Annotated in this window: 22 protein-coding genes and 1 pseudogene; 12 read left to right on the top strand and 11 right to left on the bottom strand. The window is 35.4% G+C overall.

Going from position 1 to position 26,962, the window contains the following annotated elements; all coding sequences use genetic code 11:
• Both FNW21_RS13780 and FNW21_RS13775 read right to left on the bottom strand, forming a co-directional pair.
• Window positions 1-1,213: pseudogene (locus FNW21_RS13780) on the bottom strand (hypothetical protein); the annotation flags it as partial.
• A 26-nt stretch (window positions 1,214-1,239) separates the two neighbouring features.
• Window positions 1,240-2,283: a hypothetical protein gene (locus tag FNW21_RS13775; protein WP_144257337.1), complete on the bottom strand. Its 1,044-nt coding sequence runs from the start codon at window positions 2,281-2,283 to the stop codon at window positions 1,240-1,242.
• A 575-nt stretch (window positions 2,284-2,858) separates the two neighbouring features.
• On the opposite strand from FNW21_RS13775, the gene thiL reads away from it, so the two are divergent.
• Window positions 2,859-3,905: a thiamine-phosphate kinase gene (gene thiL / locus FNW21_RS13770; protein ID WP_144257336.1), complete on the top strand. Its 1,047-nt coding sequence runs from the start codon at window positions 2,859-2,861 to the stop codon at window positions 3,903-3,905.
• A 92-nt stretch (window positions 3,906-3,997) separates the two neighbouring features.
• Here the strand turns inward: thiL and FNW21_RS13765 are convergent, their stop codons facing one another.
• From FNW21_RS13765 to FNW21_RS13735, 7 genes are all read right to left on the bottom strand, one after another.
• Window positions 3,998-6,088, bottom strand: coding sequence for a PAS domain S-box protein (locus FNW21_RS13765; RefSeq protein WP_185963936.1), 2,091 nt, complete (start codon window positions 6,086-6,088; stop codon window positions 3,998-4,000).
• A 173-nt stretch (window positions 6,089-6,261) separates the two neighbouring features.
• Window positions 6,262-9,432 carry an efflux RND transporter permease subunit gene (locus tag FNW21_RS13760; protein WP_144257334.1) on the bottom strand — a complete coding sequence of 1,057 codons (3,171 nt, stop codon included), beginning with the start codon at window positions 9,430-9,432 and terminating at the stop codon, window positions 6,262-6,264.
• Between the two features lie 32 nt (window positions 9,433-9,464).
• A complete protein-coding gene (locus FNW21_RS13755; RefSeq protein ID WP_144257333.1) occupies window positions 9,465-10,532 on the bottom strand; it encodes an efflux RND transporter periplasmic adaptor subunit in 1,068 nt (355 codons plus the stop codon).
• A gap of 7 nt (window positions 10,533-10,539) precedes the next feature.
• Complete coding sequence (locus FNW21_RS13750) at window positions 10,540-11,880, bottom strand: TolC family protein (protein WP_144257332.1); 1,341 nt, start codon at window positions 11,878-11,880, stop codon at window positions 10,540-10,542.
• A gap of 13 nt (window positions 11,881-11,893) precedes the next feature.
• Window positions 11,894-12,487: a TetR/AcrR family transcriptional regulator gene (locus FNW21_RS13745; protein ID WP_144257331.1), complete on the bottom strand. Its 594-nt coding sequence runs from the start codon at window positions 12,485-12,487 to the stop codon at window positions 11,894-11,896.
• A gap of 48 nt (window positions 12,488-12,535) precedes the next feature.
• The gene (locus FNW21_RS13740) at window positions 12,536-13,057 is read right to left on the bottom strand and encodes a YceI family protein (RefSeq protein WP_144257330.1); all 522 of its coding nucleotides are present in this window, start codon (window positions 13,055-13,057) and stop codon (window positions 12,536-12,538) included.
• Window positions 13,058-13,518: 461 nt separating this feature from the next.
• Window positions 13,519-14,421 carry a transposase gene (locus FNW21_RS13735; RefSeq protein ID WP_144257329.1) on the bottom strand — a complete coding sequence of 301 codons (903 nt, stop codon included), beginning with the start codon at window positions 14,419-14,421 and terminating at the stop codon, window positions 13,519-13,521.
• A gap of 124 nt (window positions 14,422-14,545) precedes the next feature.
• Between FNW21_RS13735 and FNW21_RS13730 the strand changes: the two genes are divergently transcribed.
• The 6 genes from FNW21_RS13730 (at window position 14,546) to FNW21_RS13705 (ending at window position 19,415) form a co-directional block, all read left to right on the top strand.
• Window positions 14,546-15,448 carry a hypothetical protein gene (locus FNW21_RS13730; protein ID WP_144257328.1) on the top strand — a complete coding sequence of 301 codons (903 nt, stop codon included), beginning with the start codon at window positions 14,546-14,548 and terminating at the stop codon, window positions 15,446-15,448.
• Window positions 15,423-16,010 carry a T9SS type A sorting domain-containing protein gene (locus tag FNW21_RS13725; RefSeq protein WP_185963935.1) on the top strand — a complete coding sequence of 196 codons (588 nt, stop codon included), beginning with the start codon at window positions 15,423-15,425 and terminating at the stop codon, window positions 16,008-16,010. Before FNW21_RS13730 ends, FNW21_RS13725 begins: the two co-directional genes overlap by 26 nt.
• A 74-nt stretch (window positions 16,011-16,084) precedes the next feature.
• Window positions 16,085-16,660, top strand: a complete 576-nt coding sequence (locus FNW21_RS13720) for a hypothetical protein (RefSeq protein ID WP_144257326.1) — start codon at window positions 16,085-16,087, stop codon at window positions 16,658-16,660.
• Window positions 16,661-17,333: 673 nt separating this feature from the next.
• The gene (locus FNW21_RS13715) at window positions 17,334-18,308 is read left to right on the top strand and encodes a polyprenyl synthetase family protein (protein ID WP_144257325.1); all 975 of its coding nucleotides are present in this window, start codon (window positions 17,334-17,336) and stop codon (window positions 18,306-18,308) included.
• A 19-nt stretch (window positions 18,309-18,327) separates the two neighbouring features.
• Window positions 18,328-19,062 carry a hypothetical protein gene (locus FNW21_RS13710; RefSeq protein ID WP_144257324.1) on the top strand — a complete coding sequence of 245 codons (735 nt, stop codon included), beginning with the start codon at window positions 18,328-18,330 and terminating at the stop codon, window positions 19,060-19,062.
• Window positions 19,059-19,415, top strand: coding sequence for a hypothetical protein (locus FNW21_RS13705; protein WP_144257338.1), 357 nt, complete (start codon window positions 19,059-19,061; stop codon window positions 19,413-19,415). Before FNW21_RS13710 ends, FNW21_RS13705 begins: the two co-directional genes overlap by 4 nt.
• A gap of 50 nt (window positions 19,416-19,465) precedes the next feature.
• On the opposite strand, the gene FNW21_RS13700 is transcribed toward FNW21_RS13705, so the two are convergent.
• Entirely contained in the window at window positions 19,466-20,011 is a 546-nt protein-coding gene (locus FNW21_RS13700) for a hypothetical protein (protein ID WP_144257323.1), read from the bottom strand.
• Window positions 20,012-20,129: 118 nt separating this feature from the next.
• Between FNW21_RS13700 and FNW21_RS13695 the strand changes: the two genes are divergently transcribed.
• From FNW21_RS13695 to FNW21_RS13675, 5 genes are all read left to right on the top strand, one after another.
• Window positions 20,130-22,913, top strand: coding sequence for a 2-oxoglutarate dehydrogenase E1 component (locus tag FNW21_RS13695; protein WP_144257322.1), 2,784 nt, complete (start codon window positions 20,130-20,132; stop codon window positions 22,911-22,913).
• Complete coding sequence (locus FNW21_RS13690; protein WP_144257321.1) at window positions 22,913-23,146, top strand: DUF4160 domain-containing protein; 234 nt, start codon at window positions 22,913-22,915, stop codon at window positions 23,144-23,146. The genes FNW21_RS13695 and FNW21_RS13690 overlap by 1 nt, the downstream gene beginning before the upstream one ends.
• The gene (locus FNW21_RS13685) at window positions 23,127-23,363 is read left to right on the top strand and encodes a DUF2442 domain-containing protein (RefSeq protein WP_144257320.1); all 237 of its coding nucleotides are present in this window, start codon (window positions 23,127-23,129) and stop codon (window positions 23,361-23,363) included. The genes FNW21_RS13690 and FNW21_RS13685 overlap by 20 nt, the downstream gene beginning before the upstream one ends.
• Before the next feature lie 78 nt (window positions 23,364-23,441).
• Window positions 23,442-24,662 carry a 2-oxoglutarate dehydrogenase complex dihydrolipoyllysine-residue succinyltransferase gene (odhB, locus tag FNW21_RS13680; RefSeq protein ID WP_144257319.1) on the top strand — a complete coding sequence of 407 codons (1,221 nt, stop codon included), beginning with the start codon at window positions 23,442-23,444 and terminating at the stop codon, window positions 24,660-24,662.
• A 395-nt stretch (window positions 24,663-25,057) separates the two neighbouring features.
• Entirely contained in the window at window positions 25,058-26,389 is a 1,332-nt protein-coding gene (locus FNW21_RS13675) for a T9SS type A sorting domain-containing protein (RefSeq protein WP_144257318.1), read from the top strand.
• Window positions 26,390-26,481: 92 nt separating this feature from the next.
• On the opposite strand, the gene FNW21_RS13670 is transcribed toward FNW21_RS13675, so the two are convergent.
• On the bottom strand, window positions 26,482-26,925 hold the full coding sequence (locus tag FNW21_RS13670; RefSeq protein WP_144257317.1) for a retropepsin-like aspartic protease: 444 nt from the start codon (window positions 26,923-26,925) through the stop codon (window positions 26,482-26,484).
• Window positions 26,926-26,962 lie beyond the last annotated feature (37 nt).

Here is a 26,962-nt window from a genome sequence, read left to right as displayed (position 1 = left end):
TTCCTGTTACCTCAAGGCTACAAGCTTCGAGATTTACAGCTTCGGAATAATTGCCGTTGATGATGGCTTTGGAGGTGCATGTTGGCGTGCCGTTGTCCCAAGAAGTACCATCCCAAGTGGTAATTGCTCCTACGGCAACCGTCATATCAACGGTAGCTAAAGCAAATTCCCCAACATTTGGGGTAAATGTATAGGTAGTGGTTGCCAAATTATTTAATGCTGGCGACCAAGTTCCTGTTATTCCATTGGTAGATGTTGTAGGCAATGCCGTTAAGACCGCGCCCGAACAGGATTGCGCAATTGGTGTAAAAACGGGCGTTACATAAACAGTTACATTTTGGGCTATGGTAGCGCTGTATTTTCCCGAGCTGCTTTTGGCTCTAAAATTGACCACATGAACCCCAGCCGATAAACCATTGGTATCAAAATCGGGTTCGGTGGTTAACAAATCCGTTGGCGTTATCGCAGTTGCTTTTTTGTGATCAAAATCAGCATCAAACCAATAATCATAACCCACAATCTGGTTGTGCGCCATAAAATAACTACTCGTTACCACACTCCATTTGCCCGCTTGATCTTGCATTCTAAAATTAAAAGTGTGCAATTGATCGTCAAGATTGGCGGTCAAGAGGGTTTGATTTATAAAAACAATATTGCTAGAGGTAAACGTGAGCGGCTGTTTATTGGCGTAATTACTATCAATCCAATACTCGGCATTACTCATTTGGGCACCACCAATACTCTTAAAAAAGAATTCTTTGAATACAATACTCCATTTTCCCGCACTGTCTTTGGCTCGAAAATTAAGAGCATGAGAGCCATAACCCACCGCCGAAGTATTCAAATTAGAAGTCAGAATATAGTTTTGAGTCCCCGTTACAGTATTCGTTATTTTATTGGCATAGTCATCATCAAACCAGTATTCATAGGTGTCAATATTCCAATTTCCCGTAGCATAAAATTGCTCCGTAATGGCACTACTCCACTTGCCATCGGTATCTTTGGCACGAAAATTAACCGCATGCAATCCTGGTAGTAATCCAGAAGTTCCCGATAACGAGGTATTCAAATCCATAGTACTCCCCGAGCTGTTGTTTACCAGCGTAGTACTGCCGTAATTACTATCGTACCAATACTCATATTGGACAATATTTTGGGCATCTGTTTTGAGCCAGACGCCAAAAATGAGTAACAAAATTTGTAGCTTTTTCATAATTTATACGTTTAAAATTATGAAAATTAGTTTTGAGCCGAAACCTTGATTTGTACCGGTAAATTGCCACTTCCATCCGTAGCACTAGCGATGTTTTTGAAAAAAATATGTGGATTACTTGGTATCGCCCCGTCTTTCCAAGGCGTGCTACCACCATAAATTCCTATATCAGCACCATTATCACCGCCATTGTGCGCCGCCGAGGTTGCTTTTATATGATAATCAAATGTTTGGTTGTAGGTGTACCCCGTAGCTGTAACAAAAGTATCAGTTGCTGTAATGCCATAACTATTATTTACCTCGGTACAAAATGGTTTTGCGTTTATCAATTGACCCGAAGCAGCTTCGGTAGCATTGTTCAAAAAAAGTATATTATCACTTACATTTGCCGCATCAGCATTGAGTCCTTGACCGCCAATAATACAATTTTTTACCACCGAATTTTTGATGTTGTTAAAACAATAATTGGTCGTATTATGGATAGAAACTACGCAGTTCTTAACAGTAGAATGATTCATCGAATGAAAACTGTTGACAATAGAATTCATAATTGTGTTGTTCTCGCCCAAATAAGAGGTACCGCTACCCAAATATAGGTATTCGCGTACCACACTGTTTTTTACCACACAATTATTCCAAGTCCAACCCTGACCTTCGTAGTAAGGATCAGTCCTATTGAGATTCAAATAGGCAAAAGTGATGGCATTAAGACTGCCATAATTTTTAAAATTACCTGTCAAATAAAATCCTTCGAATGAACTTCCATTTGCCCCACTTTGCAAAATGATATCGCCGGAAATCCTAGTTATTCCAGTAGTTATAGAAGCATTGATGTCAAATCCTGCACCTATAAAATGGATTTCTTTATTGATCCAAACGCCAAGCGTGAAATCGCCTGCTGGCAAGTATAAATAATCTCCCGCAGTAGCAGCATTATAAGCCGTTGTCAAGTCCGTGTAAGGCGTGCAGGTCGTGCCTGCTGAATTACAAACCATAAAAGGAGCTTGTTGCGCCGAGGCGGATAATCCAATAAAAAGTAGTAATGCGCAAAGTAATTGTTTGGTTTTCATAATGATTTAGTTTTAAAAATTAATAGTTACTATTTGTAATTTTTATTCTAAAAATCAGTTGAACAGCCACAACATTTGCTCTTTCTAAACAGATCAAAGTGGTTTAGAAATCAAAAAATAAGTGCCTTTAGCAAATTCGAAAATTTAAAAATAAAAATCTTACACAAATATAAGAGCCCAATTTTTAGCCCACAATACGAAGAAATACGTATTTTAAAATGAAGTGCGAATGGAATGGGGGTTGTAATTTTTTTTAATTCTAAAGGATTGATTAAAAAAACAAAAAGCAAATGACAAATAAAATTTAAAATTCTATGTTTTGCTTCAAAAGACAAAATTCAAAAAGCAAATAACGGTAAGTGTGATAGTAAATATTTATTTTTTAAACCAATTAATTCAACGTTATGCAACAAACTTAAAAGACCTTAAATGCCTTATGTGGTTTTAAAAAACACAATTTGTTTTAGACTTTAAAAAAAAATGCAATTTGCCGTATGCCCTCAAAAATTTAGTGTTCTTTGTGCCAAAAATTTCTTCGTACCTTTGCCGCTTATTAACCTTGCAATAGCATAAACATGATCGAAGATAAAACGCCACAACGCACTAGCATAGCTCAATTGGGCGAATTTGGATTAATAGCCCATTTGACAAAAAATTTCGAAATCAACCAACCTTCTACTTTAAAAGGAATTGGCGATGATGCTGCAGTATTGGATTTTGGAACAAAAAAAGCCGTTGTTTCAACTGATTTGCTCATTGAGGGCGTACATTTTGACTTGGCATACATGCCTTTGAAGCATTTGGGTTACAAAGCCGTAGTGGTTAACATATCGGATATTTGCGCCATGAATGCACGTGCTACGCAAATCACGGTTTCGGTGGCGGTATCCAATCGATTTCCGCTCGAAGCCTTGGAGGAATTGTTTGCAGGAATTACCCATGCGGCAAATGAATATAAAGTTGATGTTATAGGCGGCGACACGACCTCCTCTCAAAAAGGATTAATCATAAGCATTACAGCTATTGGCGAGGCCAATGCCGATGAAATTGTGTATCGAAATGGTGCCGGTCAAACGGATTTATTAGTTGTTACTGGAGATATTGGCGCAGCGTATATGGGCTTGCAGGTATTAGAAAGAGAGAAACAAGTATTTCAAGTCAATCCCAATTCGCAACCAGATTTAGACGCCTATACCTATTTGATTGAGCGCCAATTGAAACCAGAAGCACGAAAAGATGTACGGACTTTGTTGCACGCTTTGGAAATAAAACCAACGGCCATGATTGACATTTCGGACGGATTATCGTCAGAAATTATTCATTTATGCAAACAATCTCAAGTGGGTTGCAACTTGTATGAGGACAAATTGCCTATTGACCCACAATTCATAAATGTGTGTGAGGAATTTAATATCGACTCGACAACAGTGGCCATAAATGGTGGTGAGGATTATGAATTGCTATTCACTATAAAAATGGATGATTTTGAAAAGATAAAAGGCAATCCTAATTTTACCATTATTGGACACATGACCCAGGAAAGTGAAGGAATCCATTTAATCACTCGTGCCGATACCAAAATTCCTTTGAAAGCAAGAGGCTGGAATGCGTTAAACGAATAATAAACAGGGGTTCTACGACGAATTTTAAAAGTGGGGGGAATTTGATAAATAATTGCTACAAACCCAAACAATTCGTGGTAGAACCATAAACATTAAGCCCTCAACAAGATACTGCTTACAACGGCTCCTTCTGATTCATCCAAAAGTATAATTATAAAATCCGAAGCTTTAAGTAACTTTTGCCAAACAGATTCTTTTTTTACTTGTTCGCCCAGCGCATTTAATTCAAGGAGCTCTCTAGCAATGTCGTGTATTTTTCGATTTTCTTTTTCTAATTGTTGCATGGTAGCAAGATGTCCGTATTTAGATTTCCCTTCGGTATAAAGCCATTTCCCTAAATCCGATAAATGTGCCGATACAACTTGACTGTGTGTTAAACTACTACTTCCCTCCAAGAAATTTTTGAGTTTGTATTTCCAGTTTAAGTGCATGGCTTTGGCTCTTATAAAATCAGTGTTTATGAACGAATTACCTTGTTTTTTCTTGTTTTCGGAATGGTATAAATGGATAAACGAAGACAATTCATGCGAGGCAATATCGAGTTCCTTGACTGATATTTTTATCCAAGTTGCCATTTCAACTATTTCTTCGTAGGTATAATTCTCTCTGTCATATAGATTAATAACACCTATAATATTGCTTAAAGGGCCTCTAAACTTGTGCGAATTCTTGAAGGCTAACTCTTCGAATTGGGCAATATAGTTGGCGTTTTGAAATTCCATTTCCTTGAAGGGAGTGATGTCATGCCCTATCGAAAGAATTTCGGTAATGTTTTTGTCCAAGTCAAACAAAGCGACTTCGCTCCATTGAATCCAACGTTTTTCGCCATTAATATTTTCTATAATATCCGTAGAAGTAATTTTTGGGTTTTCAAAACTTAATGAATCTAATATTTTAAGGTAAGAATCAATTACCTGTTCAGAGTATAAAGTTTTATAGTCTACTCCTATTAGTTCTTCTTTTTGTTTTCCAAAAAAAGTACAAAAGGCTTTATTTACATATTTTCTTGTTTTAAGATTGTCCGAGATTACAACCATATCCAATTGATTTTCCAGTAATAAACGCAATCTCTTTTCGTTTTCTGCTAGATTGATTTGAGCCAATTTCTCTTTTTTCTCGGCTTCCTTTTGGTCGTTAATATTCGAAAAAATACTCAAAAATTTAACTACTTTATTTTCGCTATTTACTATGGGCAAAATCGATGAGTTTACCCAGAAGCAAATCCCTTCTTTGGTTCTAATTTTAGTTTCACCGCGCCATAATTTTCCCGAAAAAATAGTCTTACTCATAGCATAATAGGCCCTACTAGGTAATTTATCTGATTTTAATTTGATAAGTTCCTGACCTACAAGCTCTTCTCGAGTGTACCCAATAGCATTTAACAAGGTGTCATTTATTTTTAAAATTATTCCATTCAAATCCGTCACTATCGAGTACAAATTATCATTAATTGCAGTTTGGTAAGAGTACAATTCCTCATTTGATTCTTTTACCAGAAAATCCAAGCGAGCATTAAAAACGGACAATTCGGTATTGTTGATTTTTAATTGGTGTTTGATGCGATTTTGCTCCTCAAAAGCGGCATTTAACTCCTCGTATTTTCTATCCAATGATTTAGAAAAATGGTTGGAAATATCTACTTGCAAAATCACTTGAAAAAACACTACTCCAGCCGTAATATAAGCCGAAATGGTATTTATAATAAAATAATTGATGGTTGGATCAGGTATAAAAGGGACTTGATTATCATACAATACGTATATGAAATAAAAAATAGCGCACGCAATCATGGCAAAAAATCCTCCACTTCTTTTCTTGCATATCGAAACGCTACTGGAGGCCAAGACAATATATATAAGTTCCGAACCCGAACGCCGAACATAAAAACTCCAAAAAGTAACCGCTATAAAAAACCCGTAAAAGGCAATATTTTTGGCATCTTTGTATTTATAATGACTGTTGCACCAAAGGATGGATAAGCTTATAGGCAGAACAAGCAAAGGAGTAAAAAACCTGCTAAATCCAAGACCGTAATAAGTTGCGGTAAGAACGAAACTCAATAGCGTAGTATTTATAGCTATTGAATTTAATAGTGCCGTTCTTTTGGAATCTAAATAAGGAGAACTATTTTGACGTCCAATATTTAAACCTGCTTTCCATTTTCGATTAATATAGTTTGTCATAAGCAGTTTTTGTAAAGAATAATACCACATTTTTATTATCAGAAAAAAGGACTTAAATCCTTTTTTAACAAAAATGAAGTATAAAAATAACACTTATTTTTGATATTCATAAAAAAAAGACTCCCAATTTCTTGGAAGTCCTTTACTAAAAATAAATTCGTGGTATAAACTACTTAATGTTCAGGATTAAATCCATCTTCACTTAATTCTCTGTGCTTGTAAGTAGCCGTCATTTCGGCTTCGTAATCCAGTTTTTCACCTTTAGAGACTTTGGCAATTATTTTTTCCATGATTTCGTAAATTACAGGAACAACAATCAAGGTCAAGAATAAGGACGAAATTAATCCTCCAATAATGACCCAAGCCAAACCATTTTTCCATTCGGCTCCAGCTCCTGATGCTAATGCAATAGGAAACATCCCAAAAACCATGGCAATTGTAGTCATCAAAATAGGACGCAACCTAGCATGATTGGCTTGAATTAATGCTGTCCTAATGGTTTCGCCAGCTTTACGCCTTTGGTTGGTGTAATCGACAAGCATAATGGCATTTTTACAAACCAAACCAATAAGCATAATAACCCCCAGAATGGTAAATATATTTAAGGTATTATTGGTCAAAGCCAAAGCCAACATCGCACCAATAAACGAAAGCGGAATAGCAAACAACACCACAAATGGATGCACAAAACTGTCATACAAGGAAACCATTACTAAATAAACCAAGACAATTGCGGCTAATAAAGCAATTCCTAATGTTCCAAAACCTTCACTTTGATTTTCTTGATCACCAGCCCAAATGTAGTTTACCCCAATTGGTTTGGGTAACTTATCAAGCTTTTCTTGCCATTGGGTTACAATCGTTCCCGAGGCTACACCTACGTTTTGACCTTGTACCGTAACCGAAGCCGATTTGTCTCTACGTTCCAACTGGCTTGGGCCTGAACCTTCTTTAATGGTCGCAAATTGGGATAATTTAATTTGTTGTCCAGATGCGTTCACAAAAATCAAATTACTTACATCAGCAATGCTTTTTCTATCAAAGGCATTGTACTTGATGTTGATGTCATATTCATACTCACCAGCTCTAAATTTACCGTCGGTATTTCCAGAGTACGCCGTTTGCATGGTCACACCAACCGTTTGGAGGGTTAATCCCAATGCAGCCATTTTATCTCTATCAACTTGCACATTAACTTCAGGATTTCCGTCTTCAACGGTTAATTTAATCTCTGTTGTACCTGGGATAGTGCGCAATTCAGCTTCGGCTAATTTGGCAAACTTCATGGCACTTTCTACGTTTGCTCCTGTTACAACTAAACCTAAAGTAGCATTTTCAGCAGTTCCTAAAATACCTACTGGAACCGTTTTTACTTTGGCTCCAACCAATACTTTTTCTAGTTTTCGTTTGATTTTGGCGGCATAAACCGATGCACCGTCGGTTCGGTCTTTTTGTTCAATCATTTTAACGTCAATCTCGGCTTTGTATGCCGTTGCTTGCGAGCCTCCTAATCCTTCACTGGTTTGACCCACGGTTGTAATTTGACTGTGCACATATTCTTGTGTTTTCAAGAAAGCTTCTGCTTTTTGAGTCATGAAGTTGGTTTGTTCTAATGAGGCGTCTTTTGGCATTTCTATTTGAACCAAAAATTCTCCACTATCTGATGCGGCAAAGAATTCTCCCCCTATAAATCCACCACCAACAAGTCCCATTGTAGATCCAAAAAATAAGACTAAAACAACTAAAATAGTTTTAATATAATGATCCAAACACCAAGTTAATAAACCAGAAATCCAGTTTATAAAACGAGTCAAATAGCTTTCGAATCCAAGGATAATTCGTCCAAAAAGATTTTTACCTTCTATGTGTTCTAATTTTCCATATCGAGAGGACAACCAAGGAATAATGGTAAACGAAGCTACCAATGACAATAAGGTTGAAATAATAACCGTCACGCAAAACTGGGTAATAATGTTAGAAACCAATCCAGAGCTCATAGCAATTGGCAAAAATACCACCACAATAACCAGCGTAATGGATACTACCGTTCCACCAATTTCGGCTGTTCCGTCATAGGCAGCACGAACACGGTTTTTACCCATTTCCATGTGCCTATATATATTTTCGAGTACCACAATGGCATCATCGACCAAAATACCAACCACAAGTGACAATCCTAATAAACTCATTAAGTTCAAGGTATATCCCATTAAATAAATTCCAATAAAAGTGGCAATCAACGATGCTGGAATGGAAACCATTACAATCAACGAGTTACGTATACTGTGCAAGAAAAATAACATCACAAAGGCAACCAAAAGTACTGCAATCAATAAATCATGCACTACTGAATCCGCCGCTTCGAGTGTAAAAATGGTACTGTCTTTGGCTATTTCAAGCTGCAAACCATTCTTTTTATAATCTGCTGTTAGTTTATTAATTGTTTTGACTAATTCCTCACTTACAGCAACCGCATTGGCATCTGATTGTTTAACGATTTGTAAAACGATAGCGCTTTTTTGATCGACACGAGAGATTTTTTCAGCGATTTTTTGGGTATCTTGAACATCGGCAATATCGCCAAGACGTACCTGAATTCCGTTTTGAGAGGAAACTACCAAATTGCGTAATTCTTCGACATTTTTATATTTTCCAGCCAAACGGATTAATATTTTTTGCTCTCGAGTTTGAATGTTACCAGTTGGAAAATCCAAATTTGAACTCAAAATTGTTTGCTGTACTTGCGGCACCGAAAGTCCGTAGCCTTGCATTTTTACTGCATCAAGATTGACTTGAATTTCACGTTCTTGCCCGCCAATAATGCTTACTTGTGCCACACCTGCTACTCTGGAAAGTACGGGCGCTATTTTTTTATCAATCAAGTCATAAAAAGCAGCTTCATCCATTTTTCCATTGGCACCAAGTGTCATAATAGGCAAATCACTCAAAGAGAATTTGGACAATGATGGCGTTTTGGCATCATCTGGCAAATCGCTTATGATGGCATTTATTTTTCGTTGTGCATCATTCATCGAAATATCGACATTGGCTGTTGAAGTCAATGAAATGGATACGATAGACAAACTTTCGTAGGATTTGGAATCAATTTTTTTGATATTTTCTAATGATGCGATGGCATCTTCTACTTTTTTGGTAACCGTATTTTCGACCTCACTTGGTGAAGCACCGGGATAAACAGTCGAAATTGTAATTACATTTTGCTCGAATTTAGGAATCAATTCGTAGCCCAGTTGGCTATAACTAAACAGTCCACCAAGTATTAGAATTGCAAACAATACAATAACTAACGAGGGACGTTTTATGGATATTTCAGCTAATTTCATATATTTTTATATTTAAGGTTTACAGTAAAAACCTATTTGATAATTTCCACTTTGCTTCCGTCTTGCAAGTTGATTTGTCCGGTAACAATTACCGTTTCACCATCGGATAGACCGTTTAGAATTTCTACTTTGTCTCCTAAAATTCGTCCTGCAACTACTGTTTTTAGTTTAGCAGCTCCATTTTCAATAACAAATATTTGGTTGCTGCTCACGCTGCCCACAAAGGCATTTCTAGGAACAATCATCAGGGATTCTTTTTGTTTATTCGAAGCAAATTTTGCGGTACCATACATTCCGGCTTTCAAATCATTTGCGGTGTTATTAGCGATTTCTATTTCCACTGGAAAGTTCAAACTTGCGTCCGCTTTGGCAGCAATAAAAGTGATTTTTCCTGAAAAAGATTGGTCTGGATATACACTTGCGGTTACTTTGATTGCTGTTCCTACCTTTAAGCTAGCCACTTGAGTCTCATTTACGGTAACTTTCAATTTAAGTTTGGAAACGTTTACGATATCAAATAATGCTGTTGCTGGCATTCCTGCCAAAATAGAACCTGGCTCGATGTATTTTTTGTTGATAAAACCACTTATTGGCGCTTTGATTCTGGTATCACCAACATTGATATTGGCTTGCGTTAACTGCGCTTTGGCATTGACCATTGCTAATCTCGCTTGGTCTAATTGTTGCTTGGTAACACCGCCGGTTTTGTATGCGTTTTCGTATCTACTGTAATCTGCAGCGGCATTTTGATAGGATGAATTTGCCGTTTGAGCATTAACATCAATAACATCACTTCGTACAATTGCTAGTGTTTGTCCCACGGAAACATAATCGCCTTCCTTGGCCAAAACACGCACCACTTTTCCTGATTTCTCGGCAGAGAAAGTCAACTCTTGGGTAGGTTCAAAACTTCCATTGGATTCAAAATCTAGCGAAACCTCTTGGGTTTTCACGGTTTCAATTTTTACTGAAACGGCAGCATTTTTCTCGGCAACAATATCTGTTTTTGCTTTATTTTCTTTTTTGTTTCCTACCAAAACATAGGCTATGGCTGCTAATGCTCCTAGAATTACTACTATGGTTATTATATTTTTTTTCATCTTTTTATTAGTTTATTAGTGTTTTTAGTTCGCCTTTGGATTTGATTAATTGAATTTCTGCTAGTTTATAGTCGAGTATTGCTGCTGTGTAATTGTTTTGTGCTTCGATGTACGCATTTTCGGCATCCAATAAATCAGTTAAAGTGGCTAATCCCTGAATGTAATTGTTGTTGGTATTATTCAAAACCTCTTGCGATAGTTGCGCATTTTCTTTTTGATTTTTGATGGTGATAATGCTGTTGTCGATTTGCGTTTTGGCATTTTCGTAGGCTAAATCAAGCGAAAGTTTGGTGTCTATAAGATCCTCTTTTATAGAACGCAAGCTTACCTCATCTTGACGCACTTTGGAACGGGTACTAAATCCTGTAAAAATAGGCACTTTCAAGTTCAACCCAATAGCCGAATAATCAGACCAATAGACCCCATCGGCAGGTTTTGCACCCAAAGGAACTTTAGGCCCTTGACCAATATAGTTGTAACCCGCAGTTAAGGAAAGTGTTGGGTAATAGGCTGCCATATCCGCTTTTTTCTGAAACTCTAGCAATTGCTCGTTTTTCTTCAACAACAAATATTCGGTTCTGTTGGCGGTGTTGGGTGCTTCGGACAAGGCTTGTGGGGAAACTTCAAAAGCAGTTTGCGGGATAGAAATAGGAGTTTCTATAGGCATTCCCATGTAGAATTTCAATGCGTTTTCTTGTAGTTGCACTGCATTCAAAACTTGTTGTCGCTGGGTACTTATGTTAGAAAGTTTGACAACAATTCGATCTAAATCAATTTTTTTGGCCAATCCGTTATCAAATTGTCCTTTGATGATGTTTTTGACTTTGGTAGTATTCACATAATTACTATCCAAAACGGCTAATTTTTGACGTTGCACATACACTTGATAGTAATTATTAGCAACGCGCTCAATAACTTGCTCCTCTGTTAATTGGGCATTTATTTGATAGAATTCACGCGTCGTTTTGGCAGCTTTTAAACCTGTAAAAACCGATTGGTCAAAAAGTGCTTGCGTCAATGAAACGCCAGCAACAGAACTCCATTTTTGTCCAAAATTAAGCTTAACAACACTCCCAGGCGTACCACCAAAATTACCTCCATCTAAATAGGTAGTTTGCAAAATAGGATTGTACGTCAAGCTACCATTGGCCGAGATTTGTGGTAAGGCTCTAGATCGAACTTCTTCTATTTTATACTCGCTATTTTCTACTTCTAGTTTTGCTTTTTTGGCATCGGCTTTGTTTTGTAGCGCATAGTTTATCGCTTCTTTTAGTGTTAGCGATTTTGTTTCTTGTGCCCCTGCGGAAATCGCAATGGACAAGAAGGCTAGTAAAATTATTTTTCTCATTGATTGGTTTTTATTAATTATTTTTTTGTAATTGTTTTTCTAATTCCAGTATTCCTTTTGGTGTAGCCATGGCTCTAGTATGATATTCTAATGCCAAAAGCTCGAGTCGTAAGGATTCTTTCTCGGAACTGGTATTGCCATTAATCGAGAAAATCAAGTTGTAATAAAAATCGACGTAAGCATTTATATCTAATTCCTTACGGTATAATCCTTGGTCGATGCCTTTCTCTATATTTTGTCTAAAACAGGTATTGCATTCGTTGATTTCTCGTTTCATTACATTCTCAAAAATTTCGCGGTAATGTTTTTTTAATTGATAAATTGGAGAGGTGTCAGAGGAGTTAAACATTTCCTTAAACATTTTTCTAATTGCAAAATTCTCCTCAATAGCGTTGTAATTCCTAGCTACAATTTGATCTATAATGGCGTGAACTTCTTTGTGTACAAGAGTGGTACTTTCCTCGACCAAGACTTCTTTATTACAAAAATATTTGTAAATGGTCTTTTTAGAAATGCACATCTCACCAGCAATGTCATCCATGGTGACACTTTTAAAACCGAGTTTCAAAAACAGCTCGCTTGCTTTTGCTATGATTTTATCTTTCATTGGTACTAATTGTTAATCCGTTTTTAATATTAAGTGGTATTCGTAATTTTAAACTTTAAATTCTAAATTGGCAATGAGCTTGATATCCTGTCCCATGGCCAAACCGCCAGATTGGGTATAGGAATTGTAATCCAAACCAAAATCTTTTCTATTAATGGCACCTGTTATTTCAAAAGCTGCTTTTTGGTCACCATCGTAGGCATTGTATCCTAAAAATTCGGCGTCCAGTTCTACCACTTTGGTAATGTTCTTGATGGTTAGATTTCCTTTCAAAAAATTAATGTTTTTAGTCACTTTTTGAAAAGAAGTCGATTTAAAGCTAATGATGGGATACGCATTCACATCCAAAAAGTCATGCAAACGCAAGTGAGAATCTATTTGCTCTAATTTTGAATTTTTATTATTCACATCTAACGAAAACTCGATAGCCGCATCTTCAATTTCATTGTCTTGAATATTCACATACCCATTAAACTTATTAATTGTACCTTCTAAATAAGCGATTATAGAATGTCGTATTTTAATCAAAACATCTGATTGATTAGAATCAATAGTCCAGGTTGTAGTCATAATTAATTGGGTTGTGTTGGGTTTTGGTTTTGAATTAAAATGAAACGGTAGGAGTACAACTGGAACATTAATTCTGGTGCAAATATAGAAAGGAAACTTTGAAAACCAAAAAAGTTTCCATGTATTTTGCAATTATTTTACAACTGTACCGATAAACAAGTTGCATTTAATTAAAAAATCACTAAAAACCGGTATTGTTTTAATGGATTTATTACGTGAATTTTGTAAAAAAAGTAGCTTTCGAGTATTGAGAGTAAAACATTTATTATTAAAAAATGCTATGATATAACTTTTTTTTGTTCCAACAAAAAAAGTCATTCAATTTTAAAATCTAAAATGGGACAACAAACCCTTTACAGCCCAGCATATTGCAAAATGAAAAGGTAAAACAAAATAAATAATGAGAAAATTTTTATGTTTATGTTTTAGTGTATTATTTACTAATTTATGCGAATCAAGGGTTAAAAAGCTAAATTTATAAAAGCCGCCGCAATTTTTCCAAAAATATGGATCAACAAACCTTTGCTGGACCTAACTTTACTTGCTTTTTGAATATCTGTTTTAACAATCAACCAATTAAACAATGATTCTATTGGTTGTCTAACTCTTGATACTGCTGTTGAAAACAAATCATTGGCAGCTTTATCCCAGTTCTTTATTTGCTGACATTGACCTTTGATTCCTTTGACTGGTGTCATCATAATTGATTTTTTTTCTTGTTCTAATACAGAAAAAAAATCCTCATTAATGTATATTTTATCACCAAAGAATTTTCTATTTGCTTTCTCTGACCAAGCTTCTTTGAAAACCGTTAAATCATTAACAGAAGCAGGATTTATCTGTATTTCTTCAGGAAAAGGAATTGTATTTAATCGTCTAAAAGCTAATGCGTGAAGCTTCACTCCATAATAATAAAGGCTTTTAGTTGAGCAATATCCTTTGTCTGTCAAATCTTTTGCTACTTTTCCATTTCGCTTCCCAGAACAAGTAATTATAGGCATTGAGTCCAGCAAACTTTGGTCGGTAAAGCAATCCGAAGGCAAAAAGTCTTCGAGCAATGAAGTTGAAAAACATCTAAAAGATTCAGATAATTGGTTCAATCGATTAGAAAATCCCGCATATGAGCCAAGTTTAGGAAACCAATCAAGCAAATAATCACAAGCATATTTATGAATATGCGTGACACTAAAGCGTTGTTCTTCTTGAACGGCAAATAGGTATATAGTCATAATTTCCTGATCTGTTAAATCTTGTTTGGCGTTGTTACTCAAACGTTCACAAGTATATTTTAAATCTTTCTCAAAACTATCACAGATTATTGAGTATATTTTTACTAATTTTAGGGCTTTAGGCTGATTAATCATATTTTTACATGTGCGTTGAATACACTATAAATATACTGATTTTCAGCCTATTAATTTAATTTTTAGAAAGAAATTTCTTTCTTTTTTTGTTGGTTTTTCAACCCTTGATTCGCATAATTTCTTAATGGCTCAAGGAGGTATTACTAATATTATTAATAGCCCTTTGGATGTTGAAGTTGGTATTGCCAAAGTCTTTACCTTCAAATTTACTCCAACTCCCCCAATACTAGTTCTTCCTCGGGTGACCTCAACTTATTCGTTAAATTACTGGACGATTACAGCTCCTGTAAATGGCAATGCTATTTCGGGAAATATCAATGGTCAAACAAATAACACATATCTTTACAACGTGTCCGCAAACACAAATGTTTCAGCATCTAGTCCCTCAACTATAACTGCTACTATAACTTTTGGAGATCAAGCAGCACAGTTTAGTTCAATAACCGCAATTCCTACTGGCAACTTTAAAGATGATCTTGGAAATTATGCTGGTCTAATTGGCGCTCTTGGTTCATATACGGTAAGAGTTCATAAAATAAAAGCACCAATCATTTCGCCAGAAACCATTTTGGATTGTAGCAATGATAATGTTCAAATATGTGCTGCTGATTATGATGATGCGGACTCTTTTACTTGGAGTATTACAGGCGGAACAATTGTTTCTGGACAAGGTTCTAGCTGCATAACTGTGAATCCAAATACTAATGGTAACGTAACGGCAACCTGCCTTGTCAAAAGGGTTTCTGGATTATCAAACTACACTGCTACAACTACAAAAGTAATAACTAGATCAGCTAGAATCGTTAATTATTCAGTAATTGATTCGAAAAATTGGTTAGGCATAGGAGCAGGCAGAAATCTTTCTATAATAGGGCAAAACGGAACAACTTCAATAAATTGGATTGCACCTGGATGTACAATTGTAGGACAAGGTACGACCAATGCAACTATAACTCCGACTTCTTCAATAATAGCAGGAACAGTTGTAGATGTTTACGCAAATGTTACTTTTTACGGGGGGTTGTAGCATTAATTCACCTGTAAACTCATACACTGTTTTTAGTAATGCAAATCCTCCTGTTCCCAATGGATATATTGTATCGACTCCTGACGATGGAAATATATGCACTGCTACCAGTTTTACTTTGGACTTTGTAGGACAAAACGTCTCTTATTGGCATGTAAATATTTCACCACGAATAATTTTTGCAACTGGAGTAAAACCAAAACAAAAAATCGTACAAGTATGTTACAGTAATCCTTTCACAGGGATAAAAACCTGTCAAAGTTATGGCTATTTAGCACCAGCACCATGTTTAAACTCAAGATTATCTTCGAACGACATTACAGCTAAAATAACAATTACGCCAAACCCTACAAATGGATATATAAATGTAATACTACCCGAAACATTATCAGGAAATTATCAAATTTATGACCAAAACTCTATATTAGTTGAAGAAAATAAATTTGATAATCGGTACGAATTGCAAATAGAATTAGCAAACAAAATTAAATCAGGAATTTATATACTGAAGGTAATAACTGAAAATATTACATTTACAGAAAAAATAATTTTAGATAAATAAAAAAATTAGTGTCAATGTAAAGACGTTATTGATAAAAATTCAAATTATAAAAACAACAACTTAAATAATAAAACATGAAAATTATTAAATTGTGCTTATGCTTAATACTATTGTTTTCCTTAACATCAAATGCACAAATCTCAAAAGGGAATTGGATGATGGGTGGAAGTGCTAATTTTTCACACAACAAGTACACAAGTGGGGAGTATAGTACCGAAGGAACAATTTTAGCAATTTCCCCCAACATTGGATATTTTTTTATTGACAAGTTAGCAATAGGTACTTTGGGAGAACTATCATTAACATTCGAGAAAAAAGCAAATAGTTCAGTTAATAGTAATTATTTCAGTTACGGAATAGGGCCCTTCATAAGATATTATTTTTTAGAAAAAGAAAAAGAAATCAATATTTTTTCTGAAGTAAGTTATGCCATACAAAAAATTAACCAAACAAATTCAAAACTGGAAAATTTCAATGTAAAGACAGGTGCCGTATATTTTTTGAACAGTAGTGTTGGGCTTGAAGTAGCCTTAAATTATTTAAACCAAAATACAAGCAATGGAGAAAAAAATAGTAGTTCTTATTTTCAAGGAAAAAACAATTCGTTTTTTTTAGGCGTTGGTTTTCAAATACATTTAGAAAAAAAATAAAATTGCTCACTAAATATTTAGTTTAAAAATAGCATCACTCGGCTAATTTAAAGACAATTAGCAATAATCACAACTAAACTAAATTCCTATTACAACATACAGAAAAACATAACCGCTTGATTTATAGCGGTTATTTTTTTAAAATTATTTTTTTAATTGATGTTAATGTTTGTTTATATGAAATTACCAATAAAACTATTCAAATTCTGTGAATTTAATATACCAAAGTAAGAATTCAAGTCTCTTTATCGAAAAATTTAAGAGACCCGAGTAACAAATCAGACCATCTAACTAGTAATTTGTATAAACATAGGGTGTGTGTTTTAGAGTTTATTGTGAATTTGCAACACCACAGCAAGAATTTGCAATTATCTAATAAAAATTCACATTTCCCTGGTCAAAATCTAATATTCCCAACAATAAATTTGTATGTTTCGTGAGGTATTTGCCAGAGTATTTTTTTTTAATATTAGATTATTAGCAAGATTATCCCAAAAATAATATCGGAATTATACTTATTCGTTTACCAAAAAAAGTACTGAAATACTTTTCTAAAAACGAATGACTTACAGTACAATTTTATAATCCAAATAATTCACAATTGAATTGTATCTTTGGGCCCTTACCTCCCTGCCAAAAAGGGAAACGATTAACGTGAACTAGTACTTTATTTATGCACTCAATCTACCAATACCAGGAATTCATCTCGGATTATTTACAATCGCAATACACCATCAAAGAGCCTAAAAACTTATACGAACCCATACATTATATTTTGCGCCTTGGCGGCAAAAGAATGCGACCTGTCTTGACCTTAATGTCTGCCGAAGTTTTTGATACTGATTATAAACTAGCCTTGCCTGCTGCACTCGCTGTGGAAGTTTTTCATAATTTCTCGTTGGTTCATGATGACATTATGGATGCCGCACCATTGCGAAGAGGCAATCAAACCGTTCACGAAAAATGGAATACCAATACCGCAATTCTGTCCGGTGATGCCATGCTTATTTTGGCTTACCAATATTTTGAGCAGTATGAACCATCAGTTTTTAGGGATTTGGCCAAGTTATTTGGAAAAACGGCTTTGGAGGTTTGCGAAGGCCAGCAATGGGATGTCGATTTTGAAACTCGCAAGGACGTAACCATTCCAGAATACCTCAAAATGATTGAATACAAAACGGCTGTCCTAGTCGCTGCTGCTATGAAAATGGGTGCTATTGTAGCCCAAACATCCTGCGAAAATGCCAATTTAATTTATGATTTTGGCTTGAATTTAGGATTGGCTTTTCAATTACAAGACGATTATTTAGACGCTTTTGGTGATCCAGAAACTTTTGGAAAACAAGTGGGTGGCGACATTATCGAAAACAAAAAAACCTATTTGTACCTCAAAGCCATCGAATATGCTACTCCTGACCAAAAGGAAAAAATATTACATTTGTTATCCAATCACTTTGAGGACAACACCTTAAAAATAAACGAAGTAAAATCACTTTTTGATTCCACTGGTGCGTCCAAAGCTACACAACAAGCCATTCAAGAGTATACGTTAAAAGCATTTGAAACATTGAGCAAAATAAGTATCGACAACGAAAAGAAAGACAAACTTCGTTCTTTTGGCGAAAATTTAATGCAACGAAAAGTGTAATCCACACCACATTTACCGCATGATTTCCGAAATTATTTTTAACGACACGAATTATCAGCCAAAAAAGCAGCTGCTTGCCGCATTGTTTTTTGGGATAGTCACAATTGGTGCATTAGGAATAGATTCGGTTTACTTTGCTAAACACTTTTTTGACGGCAGAGTGCTTACAAATTGTATCGTGATTAGTTATTTTGGATGGCTCTTTTTTATATCAAATGGCTACGTTAGAAAATTGATGTTCTCTATGTTATTCTTGTCCTACATTGGCGAACTTATTTTTTGTAACCTATTGGAAATGTATGCCTATCGCACCCAAACTATTCCGTTATACGTGCCGTTTGGCCACGCAATTGTTTATGTTTCAGGATATATTTTTGCACAAACGGCTTGGGTATTGCAACACGAATTTCCATTGAAACGGTATTTTGGTCTGGGTTTTGCCATCCTATTTTTGGCTGTTGGAATATTCCTAAACGACCTGTTTTCGGTGGTGTTGGGCGTTTTATTTTTTGCGATTTTAAAAAAAAAACGCTGGCAAAACCTCTACTACTGTATTGCCTTGTGCGTTATTTTTATCGAACTAGTAGGCACTTTTTTTGGATGTTGGACTTGGGTTCCAAAAATATTTGGCATAATTCCTGCAGCAAATCCACCCATGGGAGCTGTTTTTATTTACGCTGGTGGCGATGTGCTTTTGGCAAAAATAGTTTCGAAATGGACCATCAAAAAATCAAAAAAACCAATTCTAAAATGAATTTTATCGCCCCAATTTCCTCCGACGAATTATTTCAAGAAGCCGAAACAACCAACTTATACCTGAAGTTAATTGAGCAAATCAACAAGGATTTCAACTTGGCCAATGAAGGAATTGATTTCCCAATGAGCATCTCCCCTACCGAATTAAAAATTCAATTGCACGAAAAAATATACCGCCTCATTCAATATAAATTTGCCGAATACCTCAATTTACTTTACATAATCGATGTTCCAGAAGAAGCCATAAAACAATTAGATGGCTCGGATATTGGGGCACTTTCTCAACAAGTAGCTTTTTTGGTTTTAAAAAGAGAATGGCAAAAAGTGTGGTTTAGAAATAAGTATAAATAAAAAAGCAACCCCATAACAGCGTTACTTTTGAATTAAAATACAATCATTTTCTAAAAATAAACACGAACAAAAGGCATAAAAGCCTCGCTATAAATGCTTTTGGCATCATTATGCAAAACATCATAGCGTGCACCAATAGTCACGTTTCCAGATCGGTATCCCGCTCCTAAATACAGGGCGGTGCTCCAAAAATTATCTGATTTATACAATGAACTATCATAATTCGTATTGACACGCAACTGCTCTAACTCTGCCGAAAGTTGGATTTGAGGAATGGGATTAATCAATCCAATCAAACTGCCACCATAGGTGTAGGATTCATAATAATTTTTTGAGGAAATGTAACCGCCCTGCAAACTAATCCCTAGAGCAACAGTTTGATTTACATTATAAATAGCACTTGGCGAAAGCGAAATATCAGTATAACCAGAACCAAAATTAAGTCCAATACCACCTCCAAATTGTACTTTATCCCAAAATTGATTCGTTTGATTCGATGGAATGGATTGTTGTTGCGCTACGATAGTACCCGCAGCGAAAAGCGTAACAAAGAATATAAAAGATTTCAAAACGACTACAAGGCTATTTTTTTTCATGAATAAAAGGTTTATTTAACAATTTTTTACGTAAAAGTACGTAAAAATATGATTTAGTTATATTGGTTTATTGTACTTTTGTCAATCTTTTTAAATAAAATGTACATTAACAATTATTATGGATAGGTTTTCATTTTTAAACGCAGCACATACCGAATTTTTTGCACAATTATACGATCAATATTTAGAGAATCCAGATAGCGTAGAGCCAAGTTGGAGAAGTTTTTTTCAAGGTTTCGATTTTGGAATGACGACTTACAATGAAGAAAACGCAACTGCTTCACCCGTGCAACAGCTGGCAGATTTTGCCGCTACTGGTGCTGATTGTTCTTTGGTTTCGGATAAACTTCAAAAAGAATTTAATGTTTTAAAACTAATTGATGGCTATCGCTCCCGTGGACATTTGTTTACCAAAACGAATCCAGTAAGAGACCGTAGAACTACTACTCCCACATTAGCCATTGAAAATTTTGGACTTTCCAATTCGGATTTAAACACCGTTTTTGATGCAGCAAAAGTGATTAAAATTGCCCCTTGTAGCCTTCAAAAAATAATTACACACCTAGAGTCTATCTATTGCCAACACATTGGTGTTGAATATATGTACATTAGAAATCCAGAAGTAATTGATTGGATTCAAGACAAACTAGGCATTAATGACAACCAACCTAATTTTTCTTCCGAGGAGAAAAAAGCAATTTTAAACAAATTAAATCAAGCGGTTTCGTTTGAGAATTTCTTGCATACCAAATATGTAGGTCAAAAACGATTTTCACTTGAAGGTGGAGAATCCATCATTCCAGCTCTTGATGCTTTGATAGAAAAAGCAGCCGAAAAAGGAGTAGAACAATTTGTAATGGGAATGGCACACCGTGGTCGTTTGAATGTTTTGGCAAATATTTTTGGTAAATCAACTCAAGATATTTTTGGAGAGTTTGATGGTAAAGATTACGATCAAGAATATTTTGATGGCGATGTAAAATACCATTTAGGACTTACTGCTGACAAAAAAACAAGTACAGGAAAAAATATAAATATCAATTTAGCACCTAATCCATCACACCTTGAAACGGTTGGTGCCGTAATAGAAGGAATTACAAGAGCTAAACAAGACAAGTATTTTGGAGATGATTTCTCTAAAGTTTTACCTATTGCCGTTCATGGTGATGCCGCTATTGCAGGTCAGGGTATATTGTATGAAATTGTACAAATGGCACAGTTAGATGGATATAAAACCGGAGGAACCATACATATTGTAATAAACAATCAAGTAGGTTTTACTACGAATTACTTGGACGCACGTTCCTCTAAATATTGTACCGATGTTGCCAAAGTAACGCTTTCGCCAGTTTTGCACGTCAATGCAGACGATGCAGAAGCAGTAGTTCACGCCATGTCATTTGCATTGGATTATAGAATGCAATTTGGTTCCGATGTGTTTATCGATTTATTAGGCTACAGAAAATACGGGCATAATGAAGGGGATGAGCCTCGTTTTACACAGCCAGTTTTGTATAAAATTATTGCAAAACATCAAAATCCAAGAGACATTTATGCTGCCAAATTATTAGCAGAAGGGGTCATTGGCGATAATTTTGTAAAAGATTTAGAAACTACTTACAAGCAAGATTTAGATGACAATCTTCAAGCTTCTCGCAAAAAAGATTTAACGATTATTACTCCATTTATGAAAAATGAATGGGACGGTTTTCAGCAAGTGACAGATACCCAAATGCTTCAAAAAGTAGACACTACATTTGACAAAAGCACTTTGGATTCCATTATTGAAACGGTTTCAACATTGCCATCGGACAAGAAATTTATCAATAAAATTTCGAAAATTGTTACCGATCGTAAAACCATGTACGCTAATAATGTTATCGATTGGGGAACAGCAGAAACGTTAGCTTATGGTTCCTTATTAACCGAAGGATATGATATTCGGATTTCTGGACAAGATGTAGAAAGAGGTACTTTTTCGCACCGTCATGCGGTTGTAAAAGTAGAAGATTCAGAGGAAGAAGTTGTTTTATTAAACAATATTGAAAACAAAAAAGGGAAATTTAATATTTTCAATTCGTTGTTATCAGAGTACGGAGTTTTAGGTTTTGACTATGGATATGCTTTGGCCAATCCCAAGACTTTAACTATCTGGGAAGCACAATTTGGTGATTTCAGTAATGGAGCGCAAATTATGATTGACCAATATATTTCCTGTGGCGAGGACAAATGGAACAATCAAAACGGAATAGTTTTGTTGTTGCCACACGGATATGAAGGGCAAGGAGCTGAACACTCTTCGGCAAGAATGGAACGCTATTTACAATTGTGCGCCAGACATAATATGTTTGTTGCCGATTGTACCACGCCAGCCAACTTTTTTCACTTGTTGCGAAGACAAATGCTAACTAAATACCGTAAACCATTAGTTGTTTTTACGCCAAAAAGTTTGTTGCGTGACCCAAGATGCGTTTCTACACAAGACGACTTGGCCAACGGAAGTTTTCAAGAAACAATAGACGATGTTTTAGTTGACAAAAACGAGGTGAAATCATTAGTTTTCTGTACGGGAAAATTCTATTACGACATTACTGCCGAGAGAGAGAAAAATGGCAGAAAAGATGTTGCCGTAGTACGAATCGAGCAATTATTTCCATTGCCAGTTGCACAATTAAAAGCCATTATAGCACAATATCCAAATGTAGATGATTATGTTTGGGCACAAGAAGAGCCAAAAAACATGGGGGCTTACAGTTATATGTTAATGAATTTTGATTTGGTAAAATGGAGATTAGCTTCGTTGAAAGCATACGCCGCTCCAGCAGCAGGAAGTTATACGCGTGCAAAACGTCGTCAAGTTGATGCAATACGAATGGTTTTTGATAAAAATTTATTTAGATAATGCCCACAGTAATTACTACAGCAGGATTTCGATTTTTCTTTTATAGTAATGAGCATTTGCCTAAACATATTCATGTTGAAAAGGCAGAAAAAACGGCGAAATTTAATTTGGAATTTGTGGAATTAATAAAATCTTCAAGATGTAACGCATCAGAATTAAAACAAATTCGTAATTTAGTTGAAGAAAATCAAGAACTTTTAATACAAAAATGGGATGAGTTTTTCAGTAATTAGTAAGTCAAAAAAGGCAATTAATATTGTTTTTTCAGATTCTAAAATGATTGTTTTTTTGGAAGATGGTCGTGAATTGTCAATTCCTTTAGAATGGTTTCCTAGATTGAGAAAAGCTACTATTGAACAATTGAACAAATGGAGATTTATTGGAAACGGAGAAGGAGTTCATTGGAATGAAATTGACGAAGATATTTCGATAGAAAATTTATTAGAATAAAAAAGTAATTTAAAGTATAAACTCGAGGGCAACGCCCGAACTGAACGAGATTAATTCATCATTTAAAATAAATACACAATGATTTTAGAAATGAAAGTCCCATCACCAGGGGAATCTATAAAAGAAGTTGAAATTGCAACTTGGTTAGTAAAAGACGGCGATTATGTAGAGAAAGACCAAGCAATTGCAGAGGTTGATTCTGACAAAGCAACATTAGAACTTCCAGCAGAAGCTAGCGGAATTATTACGCTCAAAGCAGAAGAAGGAGACGCAATAGCCGTGGGCGCAGTGGTTTGTCTTATTGATACAGCAGCAGCAAAACCTTCTGGTGCAGCACCAGTTGTTGCAGAAAAAGTAGTAGTTGTTGAAGCTCCAAAAGCAGAAGCTCCAAAACCAACTCCTGTAGCACCTGTAACTTACGCATCAGGAACACCTTCGCCAGCAGCTAGAAAAATATTAGACGAAAAAAATATTGCTCCAACAACTGTAACTGGAACAGGAAAAGACGGAAGAATCACAAAGGATGATGCTGTAAATGCCGTACCCTCAATGGGAACGCCTACAGGAGGTTCACGTGGTTCCGAAAGAACAAAATTATCTATGTTGCGCAGGAAAGTAGCCGAAAGATTGGTTGCTGCCAAAAATGAAACCGCTATGTTAACTACTTTTAACGAAGTTAACATGACGCCTATCAATACTTTGCGTAACGAATACAAAGATGCTTTCAAAGCCAAACATGGCGGAATAGGACTAGGATATATGTCCTTTTTTACAAAAGCGGTAACTAGAGCCTTACAATTGTATCCTGACGTAAACTCCATGATGGATGGTGATTATAAAATAGGATTTGATTTTTGCGATATTTCAATTGCAGTTTCAGGTCCAAAAGGATTAATGGTTCCTGTAGTTCGTAATGCTGAAAATTTGACTTTCCGTGGAATTGAAGCCGATATTAAACGTTTGGCCCTAAAAGCACGTGACGGACAAATCACCGTTGATGATATGACAGGCGGAACTTTTACCATCACTAATGGAGGTGTATTTGGTAGTATGTTGAGTACTCCAATCATCAATCCACCACAATCTGGAATACTTGGAATGCATAACATTATTGAACGTCCAATTGCTGTAAATGGCAAAGTAGAAATTCACCCAATGATGTACGTAGCACTTTCTTATGACCATAGAATTATTGACGGACGTGAGTCTGTTGGTTTTTTGGTTGCTGTAAAAGAAGCGTTAGAAAATCCAGTTGCTTTGTTATGTGACAACAATCCTAAAAAAGCATTTGAGTTGTAAAACAACCACTTTATACACCAATAGCCTGTCCTTTAAAAAAAGGACAGGCTATTTTTTTGCGCAATACTGTTGAAATCTAATTATTAATAATCCATTTTTTTTACACATTTTTTACAGGATTGATTTTTTTATTTAAAAATAAATAGGATTGTCTTATTTATTATTAGCTCAATAGCGATTTTTACCTATACAATACCACAACATTTTTTCATTTCACCAAAAAAACTGCTCTTTATAGCACTACGCAACAAAATTTTATGTGTTATAAAGCCAGTGTTTGCTTGGATTTAAAAAATAGTATTGATTTTAAGATACCGTATAGTTTTTGCATAGTACCATTTTTAAAGTTTACGGAATTACATTTCTACATTTGAATATAACTAAAATCAATTATCATGAAAAAAATTACTTTATTGTTTGCATTATTATTGTGCACACTTGGTTTTTCACAAAACCTGATTACCAACGGAGATTTTGAGAACGGCAGCACTGGCTGGTCTGGTAATTCCGCAAATGCAGTTACCGAAGGAGGAAACACCTACAACGCAGCAAATGTTGCCATTGCTGGAAACCCATGGGACGCCAATTTGAGTTATGTTTTATCTATTCCTGCTCAAGGTGCTGCTTACAAACTAACTTTCAAAGCATGGTCAGACACAAGTAGACCTTTAATAGCTGGTATTGGTTTAAATCAAGATCCTTGGACGAATACAACTCAAACAGTTACACTTACTACTGAACCTCAAGTATTTGTATTGAACCTTACAGCAAACTTTGCTAGCACAACAAGTCGTATTATCTTTGATATGGGTAACGCAACTGGTTTTGTGGGAATTGATAATGTAGTTCTTGAAGCAGTAACCACAACATGTAACAATGGTGTTCAAGATGGTGATGAAACTGGCATTGACTGTGGAGGTTCTTGTACTGCTTGTTTAGTAACGCCTTTAGTCCACGCACCTATGCCACCTGCACGACCAACTGCTGATGTTGTATCTATTTACGGTGATGCTTATACTAATATTAACTTTGATAATTTTGATGCTGGATGGTGCGGTGGTGCTGCCACAACTGAAGTGTTAATTGACGGAAATAAAACTTTGCAAAAAAATACTGGTGTTAGCTGTCAAGGGATTGATTTTAGTACCCACAGACAAAATTTAACTGATTTTACATACCTTCATTTTGATTTCTATGTTACTGATACTGATTTAGTGGGTGATGTTTTTAGTGTAAAATTGGTAAATTTCAACGGAACGGATAAAGAACAATCAGCCTTGGAAGTGACCATAAACGGGGGAACTACTCCTCAATTAGTAGCTAATCAATGGGTATCTGTTGACGTTCCTATTACTGCTTTAGGCGGTATTATAACCAACAATTTAGCAAGAAACGATGTTGCGCAAATAGGGATTACAACTGCTAAAGTAGATCATGTATGGTATGATAACATCTATTTACATAAAAACACTACATTAGGAACTACCCAATTTGAAAAATCAAATGTAAAAATGTATCCTAATCCAGTAAAAAATATGTTGACAATAGATGCTAACAGCACTATCAAAAAAGTATCAGTTTACAATGTATTAGGTCAAGAAGTATTGTCAAGAACACCAAAAAGCAATTCAACAACTGTTCAAACAAGTGCATTGCAAAAAGGTGTTTATATTGTAAAAACGGATATTGATGGAAAAGTAAGTACTACCAAAATCATCAAAGAATAATATTTTTTTTAAGTTTGTTGTAGTTGAAAAGAGCGCATCGGTAATCCGATGCGCTCTTTATTTATAACCATTTGAGTTTTTCATACCGCTTTCTAAAAAGACCGTAAATACAAATAATGGTTGTAGTAATCGATAATTCCTTTGCCTTTTAGCAACACATCGGCACCAATAATACCGTGCACTGCTTTTGATTTATGGCACATCAAAGCCTCATTTACGTGTGACAAATCAAAAATAACCAAATCAAAACGGGTATCTTTCCAGCGGTTTAGTTGTAATTTGTTCGCTACCGCAATTTGCGTAAACATTCCCGTGGCACCAGCACCCGCTGCTTTGGTTTTCGATTTTTTGGCGTCAAGCCCAAACAAATCAATACTTTCAAAACCAACACAACTATTAGAAGCACCCGTATCCAGAATAAAATTCCCTGAAACACCATTGATTTTGGCTTTAATCAAAAGATGTTGGGTTTTGGTAATTTTAAATTTTATTTTATAATACTTTTCTTTTTCAAGAATTTCTTGGAGTTTTTTCATTTATTCTAAATTTATTTCAGAATCTCTTTTCAGAAAT

The organism is Flavobacterium restrictum, assembly GCF_007097245.1.
GTDB classification, from domain to species: Bacteria; Bacteroidota; Bacteroidia; order Flavobacteriales; family Flavobacteriaceae; genus Flavobacterium; species Flavobacterium restrictum.
The sequence above is the reverse complement of the archived record's forward strand: the minus strand, read 5'-3'. Positions and strand labels throughout refer to the sequence as shown.